15 protein-coding genes are annotated in these 19715 nt (G+C 67.5%); 8 read left to right on the top strand and 7 right to left on the bottom strand.

All coding sequences use genetic code 11. The features are described from left to right. Positions 1 to 135: 135 nt before the first annotated feature. The 7 genes from ACUTAF_RS19120 to gshB form a co-directional block, all read right to left on the bottom strand. Positions 136 to 1407 carry a dihydroorotase gene (locus ACUTAF_RS19120; protein WP_445581457.1) on the bottom strand — a complete coding sequence of 424 codons (1272 nt, stop codon included), beginning with the start codon at positions 1405 to 1407 and terminating at the stop codon, positions 136 to 138. Next, on the bottom strand, positions 1407 to 2414 hold the full coding sequence (locus ACUTAF_RS19115; protein WP_445581456.1) for an aspartate carbamoyltransferase catalytic subunit: 1008 nt from the start codon (positions 2412 to 2414) through the stop codon (positions 1407 to 1409). Before ACUTAF_RS19115 ends, ACUTAF_RS19120 begins: the two co-directional genes overlap by 1 nt. 11 nt (positions 2415 to 2425) lie before the next feature. Then, positions 2426 to 2929: a bifunctional pyr operon transcriptional regulator/uracil phosphoribosyltransferase PyrR gene (gene pyrR, locus ACUTAF_RS19110; RefSeq protein WP_445581455.1), complete on the bottom strand. Its 504-nt coding sequence runs from the start codon at positions 2927 to 2929 to the stop codon at positions 2426 to 2428. A gap of 30 nt (positions 2930 to 2959) precedes the next feature. Then, a complete protein-coding gene (ruvX, locus tag ACUTAF_RS19105; RefSeq protein WP_021444025.1) occupies positions 2960 to 3397 on the bottom strand; it encodes a Holliday junction resolvase RuvX in 438 nt (145 codons plus the stop codon). Next, the gene (locus ACUTAF_RS19100) at positions 3397 to 3966 is read right to left on the bottom strand and encodes a YqgE/AlgH family protein (protein ID WP_445581454.1); all 570 of its coding nucleotides are present in this window, start codon (positions 3964 to 3966) and stop codon (positions 3397 to 3399) included. The genes ruvX and ACUTAF_RS19100 overlap by 1 nt, the downstream gene beginning before the upstream one ends. A 138-nt stretch (positions 3967 to 4104) precedes the next feature. Next, complete coding sequence (locus tag ACUTAF_RS19095) at positions 4105 to 5001, bottom strand: TonB family protein (RefSeq protein ID WP_445581453.1); 897 nt, start codon at positions 4999 to 5001, stop codon at positions 4105 to 4107. Between the two features lie 87 nt (positions 5002 to 5088). Further along, positions 5089 to 6045 carry a glutathione synthase gene (gene gshB, locus ACUTAF_RS19090; protein ID WP_445581452.1) on the bottom strand — a complete coding sequence of 319 codons (957 nt, stop codon included), beginning with the start codon at positions 6043 to 6045 and terminating at the stop codon, positions 5089 to 5091. A gap of 243 nt (positions 6046 to 6288) precedes the next feature. Between gshB and pilG the strand changes: the two genes are divergently transcribed. The 8 genes from pilG to ACUTAF_RS19050 all read left to right on the top strand — a co-directional run bounded on the left by pilG (position 6289) and on the right by ACUTAF_RS19050 (position 19502). Then, a complete protein-coding gene (pilG, locus tag ACUTAF_RS19085; RefSeq protein ID WP_445581451.1) occupies positions 6289 to 6696 on the top strand; it encodes a twitching motility response regulator PilG in 408 nt (135 codons plus the stop codon). Positions 6697 to 6744: 48 nt separating this feature from the next. Next, positions 6745 to 7110 carry a twitching motility response regulator PilH gene (pilH, locus tag ACUTAF_RS19080; protein ID WP_013713612.1) on the top strand — a complete coding sequence of 122 codons (366 nt, stop codon included), beginning with the start codon at positions 6745 to 6747 and terminating at the stop codon, positions 7108 to 7110. Positions 7111 to 7155: 45 nt separating this feature from the next. Continuing rightward, positions 7156 to 7692, top strand: a complete 537-nt coding sequence (locus tag ACUTAF_RS19075; RefSeq protein WP_445581450.1) for a chemotaxis protein CheW — start codon at positions 7156 to 7158, stop codon at positions 7690 to 7692. 84 nt (positions 7693 to 7776) lie between these two features. Next, positions 7777 to 9813, top strand: coding sequence for a methyl-accepting chemotaxis protein (locus ACUTAF_RS19070; protein WP_445581449.1), 2037 nt, complete (start codon positions 7777 to 7779; stop codon positions 9811 to 9813). 60 nt (positions 9814 to 9873) lie between these two features. Beyond that, complete coding sequence (locus ACUTAF_RS19065) at positions 9874 to 10734, top strand: protein-glutamate O-methyltransferase (RefSeq protein ID WP_445581448.1); 861 nt, start codon at positions 9874 to 9876, stop codon at positions 10732 to 10734. A gap of 25 nt (positions 10735 to 10759) precedes the next feature. Beyond that, positions 10760 to 17992: an Hpt domain-containing protein gene (locus tag ACUTAF_RS19060; RefSeq protein WP_445581447.1), complete on the top strand. Its 7233-nt coding sequence runs from the start codon at positions 10760 to 10762 to the stop codon at positions 17990 to 17992. Further along, positions 17989 to 19035 (top strand): chemotaxis protein CheB, encoded by a 1047-nt coding sequence (locus tag ACUTAF_RS19055; RefSeq protein ID WP_445581446.1) that lies wholly within the window; start codon positions 17989 to 17991, stop codon positions 19033 to 19035. Before ACUTAF_RS19060 ends, ACUTAF_RS19055 begins: the two co-directional genes overlap by 4 nt. Continuing rightward, a complete protein-coding gene (locus tag ACUTAF_RS19050) occupies positions 19032 to 19502 on the top strand; it encodes a chemotaxis protein CheW (protein WP_445581445.1) in 471 nt (156 codons plus the stop codon). The genes ACUTAF_RS19055 and ACUTAF_RS19050 overlap by 4 nt, the downstream gene beginning before the upstream one ends. Positions 19503 to 19715: the final 213 nt, after the last annotated feature.

Here is a 19715-nt window from a genome sequence, read left to right as displayed (position 1 = left end):
AGGGCGGTATCGGCCGTAGGGTGCACCGTGCGCACCAAGGACCTTCTAGGGGCTGGTGCGCGTGGCGCACCCTAAGGCACGGCGTACCCTACGCACGAGCCCGCCTGGTGGCGGGCTCGTGCGCTGCTGGTCGCATCAGACCTGGTAGCTGATATGTCCGTCGACCAGGGTGTAGCGCACTGCGCCGGGCAGGCAGTGGTCGATAAAGGGGCAGTTGCTGCCCCTGGAGTACCAGCGCTCGCCGGCCAGGGTCGAGGCCTGCGGATCGAACAGCAGGATATCCGCCGCGGCGCCGACCGCCAGGCGACCGGCCGGCAGGCGCAGCGCCTCGGCCGGGCCGCTGGACAGGCGCGCCAGCAGCGTCGGCAGATCCAGCAAACCGTCCTGCACCAGGCTCATGGCCAGCGGCAGCAGCAGCTGCACGCTGCTGATGCCCGGCTCGGTGGCGGCGAAAGGCGCCAGCTTGGCGTCGCGCTCGTGCGGCTGGTGATGGCTGGCGATGGCCGAGATCACCCCGGCCTTCACCGCCTCGCGCAGGCCGTCGCGGTCGGCGCGCGAGCGCAGCGGCGGCTGCACGTGATAGAGGCTGGAGAAGTCGATCAGCGCCTCGTCGGTGAGGATCAGCTGGTACAGCGCCACGTCCGCCGTCACCGGCAGGCCGCGGGCCTGGGCGGCGGCGATCAGCTCGGCGCCGCGGGCGCTGGTGATCTGGCTGAAGTGCGCACGCACGCCGCTCTGTTCCACCAGCAGCAGGTCGCGGGCCAGGGCCACGGTCTCGGCGGTTTCCGGGATGCCGGCCAGGCCGAGGAAGCTGGCGGTCGGGCCTTCGTGGGCCAGGCCGCCTTCGGCCAGGTCGGCGTCCTGCGAATGGAAGATCACCTGCAGGTCGAAGGTGGCCGCGTATTCCAGGGCGCGGCGCAGGGTGCGGCTGCTGCGGAAGTTGTCCAGGCCGTTGCCGAAGGCGACGCAGCCGGCGTCGCGCAGGGCGACCAGCTCGGCCAGCTGCTCGCCGGCCAGCCCCTTGCTCAGCGCGCCGATGGGGAAGACCTTGGTGTGTCCGGCTTCGCGGGCACGGTCGAGGATCAGCTCGGCCACCGCCGGCGTATCCAGCACCGGGCGGGTCAGCGGCGGGCAGCACAGGCTGGTGACGCCGCCGGCGGCGGCGGCCAGGGTCTCGCTGGCGATGCTGCCCTTGCGGCTGTAGCCCGGCTCGCGCAGGGCCACCGACAGGTCGACCAGGCCGGGCGCGGCGACCAGGCCCCGGGCTTCGAGCGTCTGCTCGGCGACGAAGCCGGCCGGCGCCTGGCCGATGGCGGCCAGCTTGCCGCCGTCGATATAGAGGTCGGTGACCTGATCCAGGCCGCTGCTGGGGTCGATCACGCGGGCGCCGAGGATTGCGGTACGCATCAGTTGGCCTCCTCGGCATCGAGTTGACGTTGGGCGTTCTGCCCGCTCATGGCCATCGACAGCACCGCCATGCGGATGGCGATGCCGTAGGTGACCTGGTTGAGGATTACCGACTGCGGGCCGTCGGCCACCGCCGACTCGATCTCCACGCCACGGTTGATCGGGCCCGGGTGCATCACCAGGGCATCGGGCTTGGCCAGCTTGAGACGCTGTTCGGTGAGGCCGAACAGGCGGTAGAACTCGCCCTCGCTGGGCAGCAGGCCGCCCTGCATGCGCTCGCGCTGCAGGCGCAGCATGATCACCACGTCGACGTTCTTGAGGCCCTCGTTGGCATCGGTGAACACGCGCACGCCGTAGCTTTCCTCCAGGCCGATGGGCAGCAGGGTCTTCGGTGCGATCACGCGGATATCCGGGCAGCCCAGGGTCTTCAGTGCCAGCATGTTCGAGCGCGCGACGCGCGAGTGCAGGATATCGCCGACGATGGCCACCGAGAGGTTCTCGAAGTCACCCTTGTGGCGGCGAATGGTGAGCATGTCGAGCATGCCTTGGGTCGGGTGCGCGTGGCGGCCGTCTCCGCCGTTGATGATCGCCAGGTTCGGGCAGACGTGCTCGGCGATGAAATGCGCGGCGCCGGAGTCGGCATGGCGCACGACGAAGATGTCGGCGGCCATGGCCTCGAGGTTGCGCAGGGTGTCGAACAGCGTCTCGCCCTTGCTGGTGGAGCTGGTGGAGACGTTGAGGCTGATGACGTCCGCCGACAGGCGCTGGGCGGCCAGCTCGAAAGTGGTGCGGGTGCGCGTGGAGTTCTCGAAGAACACGTTGCACACGGTCTTGCCGCGCAGCAGCGGGACTTTCTTCACCGCGCGCGCGCCGACTTCGAGGAAGGAGTCGGCGGTGTCGAGGATTTCGGTCAACAGCTCGCGGGGCAGGCCGTCGAGTGAGAGGAAGTGGCGCAGCTGACCTTGATCGTTCAGTTGCAGCGGGCGCTTGGCGGCGAGTGGCGTCATCGCGGGGAGTCTCAGTTGGCGAGCGTCTGGAGTTCGAGGGTCAGCGGCGTGGGGCCGGACAATTTTACCCGTTCGTTGGTCGCCAGCGACAGGCTGGCGCCGACCACGTCGGGGCGGATCGGCAGCTCGCGGGCGCCCAGATCGAGCAGGCTGACCAGGGTCACGCTGGCCGGACGCCCGTAGTCGAACAGCTCGTTCAGCGCGGCGCGGATGGTGCGCCCGCTCATCAGCACGTCGTCGATCAGCACCAGGTGCTGGCCTTCGATCTCGAACGGCAGTTCGGACGGTTGCACCTGCGGGTGCAGGCCGTTCTGGGTGAAGTCGTCGCGGTAGAAGGACACGTCGAGCACGCCCAGCGCGTCGTCGCGCCCCAAGGCGGCAAGCAGGGCCTGGGCGACCCAGACTCCGCCGGTGCGGATGCCGATGAAGCGCGGCTCGGCGATCTGGCGCTGGTTCAGGTGCTGGGTCAGGGCGGTGGCCATGGCCGGCAGCAGCTCGTTGGGGTTCGGTAGCATGGCGAAACTCCTTGGTGCGGGCCGAGTCGCTCAGCCCGGACAGTTTTCCTCGAGCCAGCCCTGCAGCAGCAGGGCGGCGGCAATGGCATCCACCGGCCGTTCGCGGTAGCCGCCGCTCTGGCCTTCGCGCAGGCGCTGGCCCTTGGCCTCGAAGGTGGTCAGGCGTTCGTCGTGGGTGTAGGCGGGCAAGTTGAAGCGGCCATTGAGGCGGCGGGCGAATTTCTCGGCGCGGGCGCTCATCTCGCTCGGCGTGCCGTCCATGTTCAGCGGCAGACCGACTACTACGGCGTCCGGCTGCCATTCCTTGATCAAGGCTTCGACCCGGCTCCAGTCCGGCACGCCGTTCTGCGCCTTGAGCACGCACAGCTCGCGGGCCTGGCCGGTGATCACCTGGCCGACGGCGACGCCGATCTGCTTGGTGCCGTAGTCGAAGCCCAGCAGCAGGCGCAGCGGCTTGCCCTCGGCCATCAGGCGTGCCCGGCTTGCGAGGTGAGCAGGCTGAGGTTGACCCCCAGGCGTGCGGCGGCGGCATTGAGACGCTGGTCGAAGGGCAGGTCGAAGAGAATGGCGCTGTCGGCCGGACAGGTCAGCCAGGCGTTGTCGGCCAGCTCCGCTTCCAGTTGCCCGGCCTCCCAGCCGGCGTAGCCGAGGGTGATCAGGTACTTGTCCGGGCCCGTGCCATCGGCGATGGCGAACAGCACGTCCTGCGAGGTGGACAGGCCCAGCTCGCCCAGCTCCAGGGTGGCCTGGAACTGCGGGCCGGCCGGATGCAGGACGAAGCCGCGGTCGGTCTGCACTGGGCCGCCGGCGAAGATCGGCAGGCTGTGGCACAGCGCCGCCGGCTCCTCGTCCGGGCGCAACTGTTCCATCACGTCGGCCAGGTTGAGGCCGTTGGGCTTGTTGATCACCAGGCCCATGGCGCCCTGTTCGTTGTGTTCGACCAGGTAGGTGACCGTCTGCGCGAAGGTGGGATCGGCCATGTGCGGCATGGCGATCAGGAAGTGGTGCTTGAGCGAGGTGGGGGCTGAAATCTTCATGGCGCTAGTTTGGAGCCACAAGCCTCAGGCTACAAGCCGCAAGACGTGGCTGGATGACTGCTGGTGGCACGTCATCCTGTGGGGGGGCGCCGTGCAAGCGGAGCGAGCGCTGGTACGCATAGCGCACCCTGCGGCGGATCAGTTGCTCGACAGCCGGTCGCCGCGCTCGAAACGCCAGGTGCGGATGATCTCCAGGCGGTCGATGTCGGCCAGGTCGCCGGTAAAGGGCGCGTAGGGCGCGGCCAGGCGCACGATACGCTGGGCGGCCTGGTCGAGCACGGCCTGGCCGGAGGATTCCAGCACCTGGACCTCGTACAGGCTGCCGTCGCGGTTGATCGATACCAGCAGGCGCAGGCTGCCGTAGATGCGCTGGCGGCGGGCCTCGTCCGGGTAGTTGAGGTTGCCGATGCGCTCGACCTTCTTGCGCCACTCGTCCTTGTACCAGGCGCCCTTGTCGCGCATGGTCGAGGCGGCGTTGAGGCGGTGGATCTTCGGTCGTTTGGCGTAGGCCTGGATTTCCTGAGCCAGCTCGGCTTCCAGGCTGGCGATCTCCGCCGACAGCTGGGCGGCATCGAACACCGGCGCCGGCCGGGCCTGCGGTACCGGCTTGGCCTCCTCGCGTTTGACCGGCGTCTTCTGCTGCTGCGGTGCGCGGGTGGCCACCGCGGCCTTGGGCGCTTCCTGGCGGGCGACGGGGGGCTGCGGGGTGGCCGGCGGGCTGACCTTGCGCACCTCGCTGTCCTGGAACGGCGCCTGCTCGGTGGTCTTTGGTGCGGCGGCATGCTCCAGGGTGCCGCTACCCTGCTGGTTGTCCTGGGCGAGGAAGTCGGCCTCCTTGGGCTTTTCCTCGCTCTTGAAGGTGGACAGGGTGATCTCCAGGGTCTTGCTGATCTGGCTCGGTGGCTCAAGGCCGAAGCCGATGCCGAGGATCAGCGCGACGTGCAGTGCCGCGGCGAGAAACAGCGTGAACCCCAGGCGATCCGCCGGGCGGACGGCGGCGGAAGAAGTGGCGGGTGGCTTGGCTGCTGCGTTCATCGCGTATCGGGTCTGTCTACGAATGTCGCGCAGTCTGCGGCGCGACGCCTCAGGCTGCAAGCCTGAAGCGCCAGGCTGCCACCTGCGTCAAGCTTTTAGTCCGCGCTTGGCTGCGATGCAGTCCATCAGGCGCTCGCCGATGCGGGTGTCGAAGGCTGCGTCGATCTCGCGGATGCAGGTCGGGCTGGTGACGTTGATCTCGGTCAGGTGCTCGCCGATCACGTCCAGGCCGACGAAGATCAGCCCCTTCTCGCGCAGGGTCGGGCCGACGGCGGCGGCGATCTCGCGGTCGCGCTCGCTCAATGGCCTGGCCTCGCCGCGTCCGCCGGCGGCCAGGTTGCCGCGCGTCTCGCCGGCGGCGGGGATGCGCGCCAGGCAATAGGGCACCGGTTCGCCGTCGATCATCAGGATGCGCTTGTCGCCATCCTTGATCGCCGGCAGGTAGCCCTGCGCCATGATCTGCTGCTGGCCATGCCGGGTCAGCGCCTCGAGGATCACCGAGAGGTTGGGGTCGCCTTCGCGGTGGCGGAATATCTGCGAACCGCCCATGCCATCCAGGGGTTTGAGAATGATGTCACGGTGCTCATCGGCAAACTGGCGCAGAATGTCGGGACGCCGACTGACCAGGGTCGGCGGCGTGTATTGGGAAAACTGGGTGGCGAACAGCTTTTCATTGCAGTCGCGCAGGCTCTGCGGCCGATTGACCACCAGTACGCCGTCGCGTTCCGCCTGCTCAAGCAGGTGGGTGGAATAGAGGAATTCGTTATCGAAGGGCGGGTCCTTGCGCATCAGGATCACGTCCAGCTCGGCGAGCGCGGCATCCTGCTCGGTGCCCAGGGTGAACCAGCGCTGGGCGTCGTTGAACACCTCCAGCGGTCGCAGGCGGGCCCGGGCCTGGCCGCGAGCCAGGTAGAGATCCTCCTGCTGCATGTAGAACAGCGACCAGCCGCGGGCCTGGGCGGCCAGCAGCATGGCCAGCGAACTGTCCTTCTTGAAGGCGATGCTGGCAATCGGATCCATGACGATCCCGAGACGAAGGCTCATTGGGGATAATTCTCCGCGAGAAATGAAATGCAGGCCGGGTTGGCCGTGCCGTATAGAGGCTGTCAGGGTGGCGCCGGCCAGGGCCTCGGTCAAGGGCGGGAGCAGCCCCGGCGGGCTTATAGCTTGCATGGGGAGAGTGTGCTAAAAAGGCCCGACGATTGGGTCAAGCCCCATCGGTGACAGGGCCTCAGGCACACTGATAACGCGAATATAACGACTCACCGAGGCGATGGTAGGGCAAACATGGAACAGCATTCCGAGGGTTTGAAAGTGATGGTGATCGACGACTCGAAGACGATTCGTCGCACCGCGGAAACTCTGCTGAAAAAGGTGGGTTGCGAAGTCATCACCGCGGTCGATGGCTTCGATGCCCTGGCCAAGATTGCCGACACCCATCCCCGCATCATCTTTGTCGACATCATGATGCCGCGTCTCGACGGCTATCAGACCTGTGCCCTGATCAAGAACAACAGTGCTTTCAAATCCACCCCGGTGATCATGCTGTCCTCCAAGGACGGCCTGTTCGACAAGGCCAAGGGGCGCATCGTCGGCTCCGATCAGTACCTGACCAAGCCCTTCAGCAAGGAAGAGCTGCTCGGTGCGATCAAGGCCCACGTGCCGGACTTCACCCCGGTGGAGCAAGCCTCCTGACGTCGTGGGCCTCAGGGCCCGTACGCCTCTTCTGTATTGGGAAACACCATGGCTCGAATTCTGATTGTTGATGACTCCCCGACCGAGATGTACAAGCTGACCGCCATGCTGGAAAAGCACGGCCATCAGGTACTCAAGGCGGAAAATGGTGCCGACGGTGTCGCCCTGGCGCGCCAGGAAAAGCCCGATGCGGTGCTGATGGACATCGTCATGCCCGGCCTCAATGGCTTCCAGGCGACCCGCCAGCTGACCAAGGACGCGGAGACCAGTCACATCCCGGTGATCATCGTCACCACCAAGGATCAGGAGACCGACAAGGTCTGGGGCAAGCGCCAGGGCGCCAAGGATTACCTGACCAAGCCGGTCGACGAAGACACGCTGCTGAAAACCCTCAATGCGGTGCTGGCCGGCTGATGCCGCGCAGTCCGCGTACTAGATAAGAAGAAGGCCAAGGCTGGCATGTCGGACGTGCAGACCCCTTTCCAGATTCTCCTCGAGATCGATCAGCGCTGCCGCGCGCTGGCCGCCGGCTTGCCGTCGCAGCAGGCGGCCGTGCAGACCTGGAGCGGGATTGGCTTTCGCATGGGCGATCGATTGTTCGTCGCGCCGATGGGGGAAGTGGGCGAGGTTCTGCACGAACCGCGCTATACCCTGCTGCCGGGAGTCAAGAGCTGGGTCAAGGGCGTCGCCAACGTGCGCGGTCGCCTGCTGCCGGTGATGGACCTGTGCGGCTTCTTCGGCAGCGAACTGTCGCCTCTGCGCAAGCTGCGGCGGGTGCTGGTGGTCGACCACCAGGAGATTTTCGCCGGCCTGACGGTCGACGAGGTGTTCGGCATGCAGCATTTTCCCGTGGATGCCTTCTCCGAACAGCTGCCGCCTCTCGAGGCGAGCATTGCGCCGTTCATCCACGGCGTCTTCCAACGGGAACAGCCCTGGCTGGTGTTCAGCCCACATGCGCTGGCCAAAGCCCCGGGCTTTCTCGATGTCGCTTATTAGAAAAAAATCGGTTGGGTCGGCTCTGCCGGCCTTTTGGCGTTACATGGGAACCGTAGTGCGGTCGGTCCAGGCGGGGGCCAGATAATGAAGAAACTCAATGCAGGCAATTTATTGGTCGGGGCACGCAGCAGCACGCTGATCGCGGGGCTGTTCGTGGTGCTGATCGTCTCCATCGTGTTGCTGTTCGCGAACTTCGCCTACATCAACACCCAGTCCAACTACGATACCGAGTACATCGGCCACTCCGGTGAGCTGCGCGTACTGTCCCAGCGTATCGCCAAGAACGCCACGGAAGCGGCGGCGGGTACCGCCGCGGCCTTCGGCCTGCTGCGCGATGCGCGCAACGACTTCCAGCAGCGCTGGGGCTTCCTGCTCGAGGGCGACGCCAGTTCCGGCCTGCCGCCGGCACCGGAAGCGGTACAGGCGCAGATGGCTGCGGTGCAGCAGGACTGGGATCAGCTCCGGCAGAACACCGACGCCATTCTGGCCAGCGAGCAGACCGTACTGTCGTTGCACCAGGTGGCCTCCACCCTGGCGGAAACCATTCCGCAGCTGCAGGTCGAGTACGAGGAAGTGGTCGACATCCTGCTGGAGAGCGGTGCGCCGGCGGCCCAGGTCTCGGTGGCCCAGCGCCAGTCGCTGCTGGCTGAACGTATCCTCGGTTCGGTGAACAAGGTACTGGCCGGTGACGAAGACTCGGTACAGGCCGCGGACATGTTCGGCCGCGATGCCAGCCTGTTCGGCCGCGTACTGGCGGCGATGCTCGAAGGCAACGCGGCAATGGAGATCACCCAGGTGACCGACGAGGAAGCCCTCGAGCGTCTGGCGGAGATTTCCGAGCTGTTCGAATTCGTCTCCGGCTCGGTCGACGAGATCCTCGAAACCTCGCCGGAACTGTTCCAGGTGCGTGAATCGGCGAACTCGATCTTCAGCGTGTCGCAGACCCTGCTGGACAAGGCCTCCGAGCTGGCCAAGGGCTTCGAGGACATGGCCGCGGGCCGCGCCCTCAACACCCTGTTCGGCTACCTGCTGGGTGTGCTGGCCCTCGGCTCGATCATCCTCATCGGCCTGGTGATGGTGCGCGAGACCAACCGCCGTCTGGCCGAGACTGCGGAGAAGAACGAGCGTAACCAGGCGGCGATCCTGCGTCTGCTCGACGAGATCGCCGACCTCGCCGACGGTGACCTGACCGTGGCCGCGACGGTAACCGAGGACTTCACCGGTGCCATCGCCGACTCCATCAACTACTCCATCGACCAGCTGCGCGACCTGGTAGCCACCATCAACCTGACCGCCGTTCAGGTAGCCGGTGCGGCCCAGGAAACCCAGGCCACTGCGATGCACCTGGCCGAAGCATCGGAACACCAGGCCCAGGAAATTGCCGGCGCGTCCGCGGCGATCAACGAGATGGCCGTGTCGATTGACCAGGTATCGGCGAACGCCTCGGAATCCTCCGCGGTAGCGGAACGTTCGGTAGCCATCGCCAACAAGGGTAACGAAGTCGTACACAACACCATCACCGGCATGGATAACATCCGTGAGCAGATCCAGGACACCTCGAAGCGGATCAAGCGCCTCGGTGAATCGTCCCAGGAGATCGGTGACATCGTCAGCCTGATCAACGACATTGCCGACCAGACCAACATCCTCGCCCTGAACGCCGCGATCCAGGCGTCCATGGCCGGTGATGCGGGCCGCGGCTTCGCCGTGGTAGCGGACGAGGTACAACGCCTCGCGGAACGTTCCTCGGCGGCGACCAAGCAGATCGAGGCGCTGGTCAAGACCATTCAGACCGACACCAACGAAGCCGTTATCTCCATGGAGCAGACGACTTCCGAGGTGGTGCGCGGTGCTCGCCTGGCGCAGGACGCCGGTGTGGCCCTGGAGGAGATCGAGAAGGTATCCAAGACCCTCGCGGCGCTGATCCAGAACATCTCCAACGCCGCCCGCCAGCAGGCCTCGTCGGCCGGCCACATCTCCAACACCATGAACGTGATCCAGGAAATCACCTCGCAGACGTCCTCGGGTACCACCGCCACCGCCAAGAGCATCGGTAACCTGGCCAAGATGGCCAGTGAGATGCGCAAGTCGGTGTCCGGCTTCACCCTCCCGGACGCCTGATAAGGGAGGGCGGCGACTGCTCGCAGTCGCCGCGCGACAGCCATGACTCAGGGCGAAGGTATGCAGTCAGCCGGCATGTGGGCCTTGCGCCCGGTAGCCGATATGTCGCAAGCCGACTTCCACGACTGGCAGACGCTGCTCGAGGCGCGTACCGGCGTGGTGATCAGCGAGCAGCGGCGTGCCTTCCTGCAGACCAACCTGAGTGCGCGCATGCGCGAACTGGGCGTCGCGGATTACGCCAGCTACTACCGTCAGGTCACCGATGGACCGCGTGGTGCGGTGGAGTGGTCGAGCCTGCTGGATCGCCTGACCGTGCAGGAAACCCGTTTCTTCCGCCACCCGCCGTCGTTCGAGGTGCTCGGACGGTACCTTCAGGAGCGTCTGGCCGCCGGGCTGACGCGGCCCTGGGAGCTGTGGAGCGTGGGCTGTTCCAGTGGCGAGGAGCCCTATTCGCTGGCGATCGCCGCCGCGGAGACGTTGCAGGGCAGCGATTCGCCCGAGCACTTCGCGGTGACCGGCACCGATATCAGCCAGGGCGCGTTGAGCAAGGCCCGCGAGGGCCGCTATTCGGCGCGTCGCCTGGAGCAGGTGAGCAGCGAGCTGCGCGAGCGCTATTTCCTCGCGCAAGCCGATGGACGTTTCAAGGTGGTGCCGGGCCTGGCGGCGCGCGTGTGCTGCGCCCGGCTCAATGTGCTGGAGCTGGCCAAGGCGCCGATGTCCGGCATGGACGTGATTTTCTGTCAGAACTTGCTGATCTATTTCCGCCGCTGGCGCCGCCGCGACATCCTCAACCGCCTGGCCGAGAGCCTGGCGCCGGGAGGTCTGCTGGTGGTGGGCGTGGGCGAGATAGCCGGTTGGCAGCACCCGCAGCTGGTGCCGGTGGCCGACGAGCGAGTCCTGGCGTTTACCCGCAAGGGATAAGGCCAAGTTTATGAGTGGAGTGGCTATGGGTGATCGGCATGACTATGTCGCCCTAGAGTGGGTCAAAGGCGAGATCGCGGAGACCCTGAAGCAGGCGCGACAGGCCCTGGAGGCGTTCGTCGAGAACCCGCAGGACCCGACGCGCATGCGCTTCTGCCTGACCTATGTGCACCAGGTCCACGGCACCTTGCAGATGGTCGAGTTCTACGGTGCCGCGCTGCTCGCCGAAGAGATGGAGCAACTGGCCAGGGCGCTGATGGAAGGTCGCGTGACCAACCAGGGCGAGGCCCTGGAGGTGCTGATGCAGGCCATCCTGCAGCTGCCGGTGTACCTCGACCGGATCCAGACCGCGCGTCGCGACCTGCCGATGGTGGTGCTGCCGCTGCTCAACGACCTGCGCGCCGCGCGCGGCGAGAAGCTGCTGTCGGAAACCAGCCTGTTCGCTCCGGACATGTCCGCGCGCCAGCCGGCGCTGCCGGAAGGCGGCCTGGCGCGGCTGCGCACCGCCGAGCTGCCGGTGCTGCTGCGCAAGCTGCGGCAGATGTTGCAGATGGCTCTGGTCGGGGTGATCCGCAACCAGGACCTGGCCACCAACCTCGGCTACATGGCGCGGGTCTTCGCCCGGCTGGAGATGCTGTGCAAGGACGCCCCGCTGGGCAGCCTGTGGCAGATCGCCTCCGGCATGGTCGAAGGCCTGGCCAACGGCAGCGTGATCAACGGCACCTCGGTGCGCACCCTGCTGCGCCAGGTCGACAAGGAGCTCAAGCGCCTGGTCGAACAGGGCGCCGACGGCATCAACCAGGCCGCCCCGGACGAGCTGACCAAGAACCTGCTGTTCTACGTGGCCAAGGCGCCGACGCAGTCGCCGCGCATTCGCTCGCTGAAGGAGCAGTACCGTCTTGACGAGGCGCTGCCCGACAACGAGGTGGTGGACGAGGAGCGCGCGCGTCTGGCCGGTCCCGACCGCGACGCCATGCGCTCGGTGGTCGCCGCCCTGTGCGAGGAGCTGGTGCGGGTCAAGGACAGTCTCGACCTGTTCGTACGCAGCGACCGCAGCCAGGCCGCCGAACTGGATACCCTGCTGGCGCCGCTCAAGCAGATCGCCGATACCCTGGCCGTGCTCGGCTTCGGCCAGCCGCGCAAGGTGATACTCGACCAGATCGACGTCATCCATGGCCTGGCCATCGGCCAGCGCGAGCCCAGCGACGCGGTGCTGATGGATGTGGCCGGCGCCCTGCTGTACGTCGAGGCGACCCTGGCCGGCATGGTCGGCCCGGTCGAGGACAGCCAGAGCGAGCAGAACCACCTGCCCACCACCGACGTGGCGCAGATCCACCAGCTGGTGATCAAGGAAGCGCGCAACGGCCTGGAACAGGCCAAGGACGCGATCATCGAGTTCATCGCCTCACAGTGGAACCACGAACACCTGGCGCGCGTGCCGGAGCTGCTCACCCAGGTCCGGGGCGGCCTGGCGATGATCCCCCTGCAGCGCGCCGCCGACCTGCTCAACGCCTGCAACCGCTACATCCAGGAGCAGCTGCTGGCCCGCAAGGCCGTGCCCAACTGGCAGAGCCTGGATACCCTGGCCGACGCCATCACCAGCGTCGAGTACTACCTCGAGCGCCTGGCCGAGGACCATGGCAGCCAGGGCGACCTGATTCTCGACGTGGCCGAGGAGAGCCTGGAATCGCTGGGCTACCCGCTCAAGGAGAAGCCCTCGATCCTCGACCGCGTCGAGCCGCAGGAGTCGCCGCTGGCCGATCCGCTGCAAGACATCGAGCTGCTCGGCGCAGAGGAAATCAGCCTGGAACAGCCGCTCGACGAGCGGTCGAGTTCGGCCGCGCAAGCGTCGCCATCGGAGGCGGAGTCGGAGCTGTCGCTCGACTTCGAGCCCGTTGCCGCGCTGGACGAGTCGCTGCCACAGCAGGACGACGAGTTCGCCGATTTCAGCCTGGACTGGGGCGCGCCCGACGAAGCGCCGGCCGCGCACCAGGAGCAGACGCAGCGCTCCGCCGAGGTGGAAAGCGAGTTCGAGCTCGAAGAACTGGATCTGCAGCAGCTGCCCACCGCGTCGCAGTGGGACGAACTGGAACTGGCCGGGCTGGAACTGCCGGAGGTCGAGCTGCCCAGCGCGCCCGAGCCGGCGCCGATCCAGGAGGAGCCGGCGCAGAAGGCGCTGTCGATGGCCGACGTGATGGCCGCGCCGGTGCAGGCGATCAATCCGCCAGCCGCCGACGTACCGCCGAGCCTGCTGCCGCCACCGGCGGACGAGGAGCCGGTGGACGACGAGCTGCTGGAAGTCTTCATCGAAGAAGTCGGCGAGGTGCTGGAGACCATCGGCGAGTACCTGCCGCAGTGGCAAGCCGACACCGACAACAAGGACGCCCTGATCGAGGTGCGCCGCGCCTTCCATACCCTCAAGGGCAGCGGGCGCATGGTCCGCGCGCTGGTCATCGGCGAGCTGGGCTGGGCTATCGAGAACCTGCTCAATCGCGTGCTCGACCGCAGTATCCAGCCCGGTGCCGAGGTCCAGCAGGTGGTGCTCGACGTGGTCGCGCTGATGCCGGCGCTGGTCGAGGAGTTCGCCGTCAAGGCGCAGCGCCAGCGTGACGACGTCGACCTGCTGGCGGCAACCGCGCATGCGCTGGCCAAGGGCCAGACGCCCCCAAAAACTGACGCCCCGGCCAGCCTGCAGGTAGCCGAATCCGCGGGCGCTGTCGAGGCTACCGTCGCTGCGCGGATCGAAGCCCCCGAGGGTGAAACCGCCGACGGCGAGCCCCTCGACCCGCAACTGCTGGAGATCTTCCGCAACGAGGCGGAGACCCATCTGGATACCCTGGCGGGCTTTCTCGCCGATTGCGCGCAGGAGCTGCCGCAACCGGTGACCGACGACCTGCAGCGCGCCCTGCATACGCTCAAGGGCAGCGCCTATATGGCCGGTATCCTGCCGGTGGCGGAAATCGCCGCGCCGCTGGAGAAGCTGGTCAAGGAGTTCAAGACCAACCTGATCCAGGTGGATCTCGCCGCGGCCGAGTTGCTCAGCAGCGCGGAGAAGCTGTTCCGTGTCGGTCTGGAGCAGCTGGAGAGCCGGCCGCTGGCGCCGATCGCCGGTGCGCCGGAATTTCTCGCGCGCGTGCAGGCATTGCACCAGGAGCGCCTCGCCAGCGCCGAGGACGAGCGTGCGGCGCAGAATGGTAGTGGCCGCGACCCGCAGCTGATCAGTATCTTCCTCGCCGAGGGCATGGATATCCTGCTGGATGCCGAAGACCTGCTGCGCAAATGGCATCAGCACCCGTCCGAGCGCCAGGAGCTGTCGGCCCTGCTGGAGGAGCTGAGCACCCTCGGCCGTGGCGCCGAGATGGCCGAGTTGCCGCAGATCGACGAGCTGTGCGAGGCGCTGCTGGACCTCTATGGCGCCGTCGAGGACGGCAGCCTGGCGGTCAGCGAGCGTTTCTTCGACGAGGCGGAAAAGGCCCATGAAGCCCTGATCGGCATGATGGACCAGGTTGCCGCGGCGCTACAGGTCAGCGCCCAGCCCGAGCGCGTGCAGGCGTTGCGCGCCCTGCTCGACGAAGCCATCGATCCATCCAGCCTGGCGCTGCTCGCGCCTGGCGCCGAGGGCTTCGAGGTCATCGAGCTGGACCAGGCCACTGCCGAACTGGAGCGCAGCGAAACGCGGGCGGACGAGGAGGCGAACGAAGAATTTGCCTCGTTCGAGCTGGCGGACGACATCCTCGTCGAGCAGGAGCCCGAGCCCAACTTCAGCCCGGTCGAGGCCGAGCTCGACGAGGAAATGGTGGAGATCTTCCTCGAGGAGGCGGTGGATATCCTCGAAAGCGCCGCTCAGGCGCTGGAGCGTTGGCTCAGCGAGCCGGACAACACCCTGCCGCTGTCGGCCCTGCAGCGCGACCTGCACACCCTCAAGGGCGGCGCGCGGATGGCCGCGATCCGGCCGATCGGCGATCTCGGTCACGAACTGGAATCGCTCTACGAGGGCCTGGTCGACCGCCGCTACAGCCATTTCAATGGTCTCGGCGAGCTGCTGCAGCGCAGCCACGATCGCCTGGCGCAGATGCTCGACCAGCTGCAGGCGCGCCAGCCGCTGGTGTCCGCCGATGACCTGATCCAGGCGATCCGCCACTTCCGCCAGGGCGGCGCGCAGAGCCTGTCGGCCGCGGCCACGCGGGCCCAGCCTGAGTTCGGCGAGCAGCCGGACGAAGAACGCGAGGCGATCGAGATCGATGCACTGGCCGACGAGCTGCCGCCGCTGGCCCTGGTCGAAGACGAGGATTTCGTCGATGACGCGGACGATGCGCCGCGCGACGAGCAGCCGCAGGAGTTCGACGAAGCGCTGCCGGAACTAGCGGAGGAAGGCCTGCCGCCTCTGACCGAGATCATCGTCGAGCCCGAACCCGAGTCCGCGGTGCCGGCCAGCTGGCACGAGGAGCGCGATCCCGAGCTGGTGGAAATCTTCCTCGAGGAAGGCTTCGACATCGTCGACAGCGCCGGCGCCGCCCTGCAGCGCTGGATGGCCGACGTCGACAACAGCCTGGAGCTGGAAGCCCTGCAGCGCGACCTGCACACCCTCAAGGGCGGCGCGCGCATGGCCGAGATCCGCGAGATCGGCGATCTGGCCCACGAACTGGAGTTCCTCTACGAGGACCTCGGCGCTGGCCGCCTGCGCGCCAGTCCCGAGCTGTTCGCCTTGTTGCAGGTCTGCCATGACCGCCTGGCCGAGATGCTCGAGGCGGTGCGCGGCCAGCGTACGGTACCGTCGGGCGAGAGCCTGATCGAGACCATCAAGCGTTTCCGCGCCAATCCCGACGAGCGCCTGAGCATGCCGCCTGCGGTGCAGCTCAAGGCCTTCGTCGAGAGCGACGACGGCGAGGAGGCCGACAGCGACATCCTCGACATCTTCCTCGAGGAGGCCGACGACCTGCTCGAGGCCATGGAGAGCGCCGTCGGCCGCTGGGAAGAGCGACGCGACGACGGCGCGGCCATCGATGAGATGCTGCGCATCCTGCACACCCTCAAGGGCGGCGCGCGGCTGGCCGGACAGAAGCGCCTGGGCGACATGAGCCACGACCTGGAGCAGCACCTGAGCGAGGCGGCGCAGCAGGGCGCACCCTGGCCCGAGAGCCTGCTGCTCGACCTGCAGTCCGGCTTCGAGGGGCTGCAGAAGGAACTCGAACTGCTGCGTCAGCGTCTCAGCGCCAGCCTGGCCGAGGACGCCGCGCCGGCTGCCGCTGCCACGTCGGCGCCCGCGCTGGCGCCGAGCCTGGCCGGCCCGCTGGTCGCCGCCAGCGAGTCGTCGCGCGAGGTGCAGGCGCCGAAGGTGCTGCCGTTCGTGCGCCTGGCCCAGGAGGCCGCCGCTGCGGCCGCCGCGCGTCGCGCGCCGCAGGAGCTGGTCAAGGTGCCGGCCGAACTGCTCGAAGGCCTGGTCAACCTGGCCGGCGAGACCTCGATCTTCCGTGGCCGCGTCGAACAGCAGGTCAGCGACGTCAGCTTCACCCTCAGCGAGATGGAAGCGACCATCGACCGGGTGCGCGACCAGTTGCGCCGCCTGGACACCGAGACCCAGGCGCAGATCCTCAGCCGCTACCAGGCCGAGGCCGAGCGCGCCGGTTACGAGGACTTCGACCCGCTGGAGATGGACCGTCATTCGCAGCTGCAGCAGCTGTCGCGTGCGCTGTTCGAATCGGCCTCCGACCTGCTCGACCTGAAGGAAACCCTGGCGGCGAAGAACCGCGACGCCGTGACCCTGCTGCTGCAGCAGGCGCGGGTCAACACCGAGCTGCAGGAAGGCCTGATGCGCACCCGCATGGTGCCCTTCGACCGCCTGGTGCCGCGCCTGCGCCGTATCGTCCGGCAGGTGGCCGGCGAGCTGGGCAAGCAGGTCGAGTTCGTCGTCGGCAACGCCGAGGGCGAGATGGACCGCACCGTGCTCGAACGCATCGTCGCGCCGCTGGAACACATGCTGCGCAACGCCGTCGACCACGGCATCGAGCCCGGTGCCGTGCGCCGTGACGCGGGCAAGCCGGAAACCGGCACCATCCGCCTCAACCTCGGCCGCGAGGGCGGCGATATCGTCCTGACCCTGGACGACGACGGCGGCGGCATCCGCCTCGACGCGGTGCGACGCAAGGCCATCGAGCGTGGCCTGATGGATGCCGACAGCGACCTGAGCGACCACGAGATCCTGCAGTTCATCCTCGAGGCCGGTTTCTCAACGGCCGAGCAGGTCACGCAGATTTCCGGGCGCGGCGTCGGCATGGACGTGGTGCATTCGGAGGTCAAGCAGCTCGGCGGCTCGATGAGCATCGACTCGGTCCTCGGCCAGGGCACCCGCTTCACCATTCGCCTGCCTTTCACCGTGTCGGTCAACCGTGCGCTGATGGTGCTCTCCGGCGAGGACCTGTACGCCATCCCGCTGAACACCATCGAAGGTATCGTGCGGGTTTCGCCCTACGAGCTGGAGGCCTACTACGCGCCAGATGCACCGCGCTTCGAGTACGCCGGCCAGGCCTACGAGCTGAAGTACCTGGGCGACCTGCTGAGCAACGGTCAGCAACCCAAGCTGGTGGGCCAGAGCCTGCCGCTGCCGGTGATCCTGGTGCGCTCCAGCGAGCACGCGGTGGCGGTGCAGGTGGACAGCCTGGCCGGTTCGCGCGAAATCGTGGTGAAGAGCCTCGGCCCGCAGTTCGCCGGGGTGCACGGGATTTCCGGCGCAACCATCCTCGGCGACGGCCGGGTGGTGGTGATTCTCGACCTGCTGGCGACCATCCGCGTGCTGCATGCGCACCTGCAGACCCAGCTGGCCCCGCGCCTGGCGTCGCGCCAGGTGGCGATCAGCGAAGAGGTGGAGATCGACCGGCCGCCGCTGGTCATGGTGGTGGACGATTCGGTCACCGTGCGCAAGGTCACCAGTCGTCTGCTCGAACGCAACGGCATGAACGTGATGACCGCCAAGGACGGGGTGGACGCCATCGCCCAACTGCAGGAGCACAAGCCCGACATCATGCTGCTGGACATCGAGATGCCGCGCATGGACGGCTTCGAGGTGGCCACCCTGGTGCGTCACGACGAACGCCTCAAGGATCTGCCGATCATCATGATCACCTCGCGTACCGGCGAGAAGCACCGCGAGCGGGCCATGGCCATCGGCGTCAATCAATACCTCGGCAAGCCCTATCAGGAGTCCTTGCTGCTGGAGACCATCGCTCAGTTGGTGGATAACCACCGGGTCAAAGGGACATGACAGACAAATCCTCGGCACGTATCGCAGTGATCGCCGACACTTCTCTGCAGCGCCACGTGTTGCAGCAGGCGCTGGCCGGCGGCGGCTACCAGGTGGTGCTCAACAGCGACCCGGCGCGGCTCGACGAGGCGGCGCTGGCCGCCTGCGACACCGACCTGTGGCTGGTCGATCTGGCCCAGTCGGAGGACTCGCCGCTGGTCGACAGCCTGCTGGAGACCGCCAGTGCGCCGGTGCTGTTCGGCGAGGGGCACGCCCCCGAACGTCATTCGGAAAACTACCCGCGCTGGGAGCGCAGCCTGTTCGGCAAGCTCAAGCGCCTGGTCGGCGACCCGACCGGGGCGGTCGGCCCGAGCCTGCAGGCGCTGCTCGACGAGACGCAGCGCCCGGCGCGTCTGGAGTTGCCGCAGGCGCTGGCCGACACCCCGTTCACGGCCGGCGAGCCGGCCCGACAGGTATGGTTGCTGGCGGCCTCGCTGGGCGGCCCGGCGGCGGTCAAGGCATTCCTCGATGCGTTGCCGGGCGGCCTGCCGATCGGCTTCATTTACGCCCAGCATATCGACGCCAGCTTCGAGACGGCGCTGCCGCAGGCGGTCGGCCGGCACAGCCAGTGGCACGTCAATCCGGCGCGCCAGGGCGACCCGGTGCGCTGCGGCGAGGTGGTGGTGGCGCCGATCGGCCACGAGCTGGGTTTCGCCGAAGACGGTGCGATGCAGATCGCCGAGCGTGGCTGGCCGGAGCCCTACAGCCCGTCGATCGACCAGATGATGCTCAACCTCGCCCAGCAGTACGGCGCGCAGTGCGGCGTGATCGCCTTCAGCGGCATGGGCAGCGACGGCAGCGCTGCGGCCGCTTACGTCAAACGCCAGGGCGGCTTGATCTGGACTCAGCGCGGCGACAGCTGCGCCAGCCCGAGCATGCCGGACAGCCTGCGCGAGGGTGGCTACAGCAGTTTCAGTGCCGACCCGCGCGAGCTGGCCGTGGCGCTGGTCAACCATCTCGCCGAACATTGCAGCGCATCCCCGCAGAGGACTTTTTCGTCATGAGCCAAGCCATCGTCACCCAGAGCAACGAGGCCAGCCTGACCGGCCTGCTGGTGCCCCTGGCCGACCGTACCCTGCTGTTGCCCAACGTGGCGCTGGCCGAGCTGATTCCCTACCGCGCGCCGCAGGCCGGCGAAGGCATGCCGGACTGGCTGCTCGGGCAGATCGCCTGGCGTGACCTGAATCTGCCGCTGCTGTCGTTCGAGGCCGCCAGCGGCGGCCAGGCACAGGTCGCCAGTGGTGCACGGGTGGCCGTGCTCAATGCCCTGGGTGGGCGGTCCAAGGTCAAGTTCATCGCCCTGCTGGTGCAGGGGATTCCGCGTTCGCTCAAGGTCGCCAGCGACCTGCCGGCGGCGGACGTCCCGTTGGCGCCGCTGGAGCTGGGCGCGGCGCGGGTCGGTGAAGAGGTAGTGCGCATTCCCGACCTGGTTGGCCTGGAGCAGCTGCTGGCCGATGCCGGCCTGATCTGAACAACGCCGGCGCGCTGTCGGGCAGGGCTGCGAACTACCGAGTCGGCTTGCGCAAGCCGCGCCTTATCAGTCGTCCGCACATGGTTTCGCCGACGCTGCGCCTGCCCGCCGCTCCGCTGCTTCTTGGCTCAATGTCGCGAGGCTTCGGCAGCCACTGGCCATGCCGGGGCCGCCTGAAGCTGCCGGCCATGAGCGGAATGCGCACGCCGTAGT

It is taken from the genome of Pseudomonas sp. SP16.1 (assembly GCF_052682975.1).
This window is presented reverse-complemented; position numbering and strand designations above follow the sequence as displayed.

What these genes read in the sequence shown, in the direction of transcription:
- ACUTAF_RS19120 (WP_445581457.1), bottom strand. Translation starts at nt 1,407, where the DNA reads ATGCGTACCGCAATCCTCGGCGCCCGCGTGATCGACCCCAGCAGCGGC.
- ACUTAF_RS19115 (WP_445581456.1), bottom strand. Translation starts at nt 2,414, where the DNA reads ATGACGCCACTCGCCGCCAAGCGCCCGCTGCAACTGAACGATCAAGGT.
- pyrR (WP_445581455.1), bottom strand. Translation starts at nt 2,929, where the DNA reads ATGCTACCGAACCCCAACGAGCTGCTGCCGGCCATGGCCACCGCCCTG.
- ruvX (WP_021444025.1), bottom strand. Translation starts at nt 3,397, where the DNA reads ATGGCCGAGGGCAAGCCGCTGCGCCTGCTGCTGGGCTTCGACTACGGC.
- ACUTAF_RS19100 (WP_445581454.1), bottom strand. Translation starts at nt 3,966, where the DNA reads ATGAAGATTTCAGCCCCCACCTCGCTCAAGCACCACTTCCTGATCGCC.
- ACUTAF_RS19095 (WP_445581453.1), bottom strand. Translation starts at nt 5,001, where the DNA reads ATGAACGCAGCAGCCAAGCCACCCGCCACTTCTTCCGCCGCCGTCCGC.
- gshB (WP_445581452.1), bottom strand. Translation starts at nt 6,045, where the DNA reads ATGAGCCTTCGTCTCGGGATCGTCATGGATCCGATTGCCAGCATCGCC.
- pilG (WP_445581451.1), top strand. Translation starts at nt 6,289, where the DNA reads ATGGAACAGCATTCCGAGGGTTTGAAAGTGATGGTGATCGACGACTCG.
- pilH (WP_013713612.1), top strand. Translation starts at nt 6,745, where the DNA reads ATGGCTCGAATTCTGATTGTTGATGACTCCCCGACCGAGATGTACAAG.
- ACUTAF_RS19075 (WP_445581450.1), top strand. Translation starts at nt 7,156, where the DNA reads ATGTCGGACGTGCAGACCCCTTTCCAGATTCTCCTCGAGATCGATCAG.
- ACUTAF_RS19070 (WP_445581449.1), top strand. Translation starts at nt 7,777, where the DNA reads ATGAAGAAACTCAATGCAGGCAATTTATTGGTCGGGGCACGCAGCAGC.
- ACUTAF_RS19065 (WP_445581448.1), top strand. Translation starts at nt 9,874, where the DNA reads ATGCAGTCAGCCGGCATGTGGGCCTTGCGCCCGGTAGCCGATATGTCG.
- ACUTAF_RS19060 (WP_445581447.1), top strand. Translation starts at nt 10,760, where the DNA reads ATGGGTGATCGGCATGACTATGTCGCCCTAGAGTGGGTCAAAGGCGAG.
- ACUTAF_RS19055 (WP_445581446.1), top strand. Translation starts at nt 17,989, where the DNA reads ATGACAGACAAATCCTCGGCACGTATCGCAGTGATCGCCGACACTTCT.
- ACUTAF_RS19050 (WP_445581445.1), top strand. Translation starts at nt 19,032, where the DNA reads ATGAGCCAAGCCATCGTCACCCAGAGCAACGAGGCCAGCCTGACCGGC.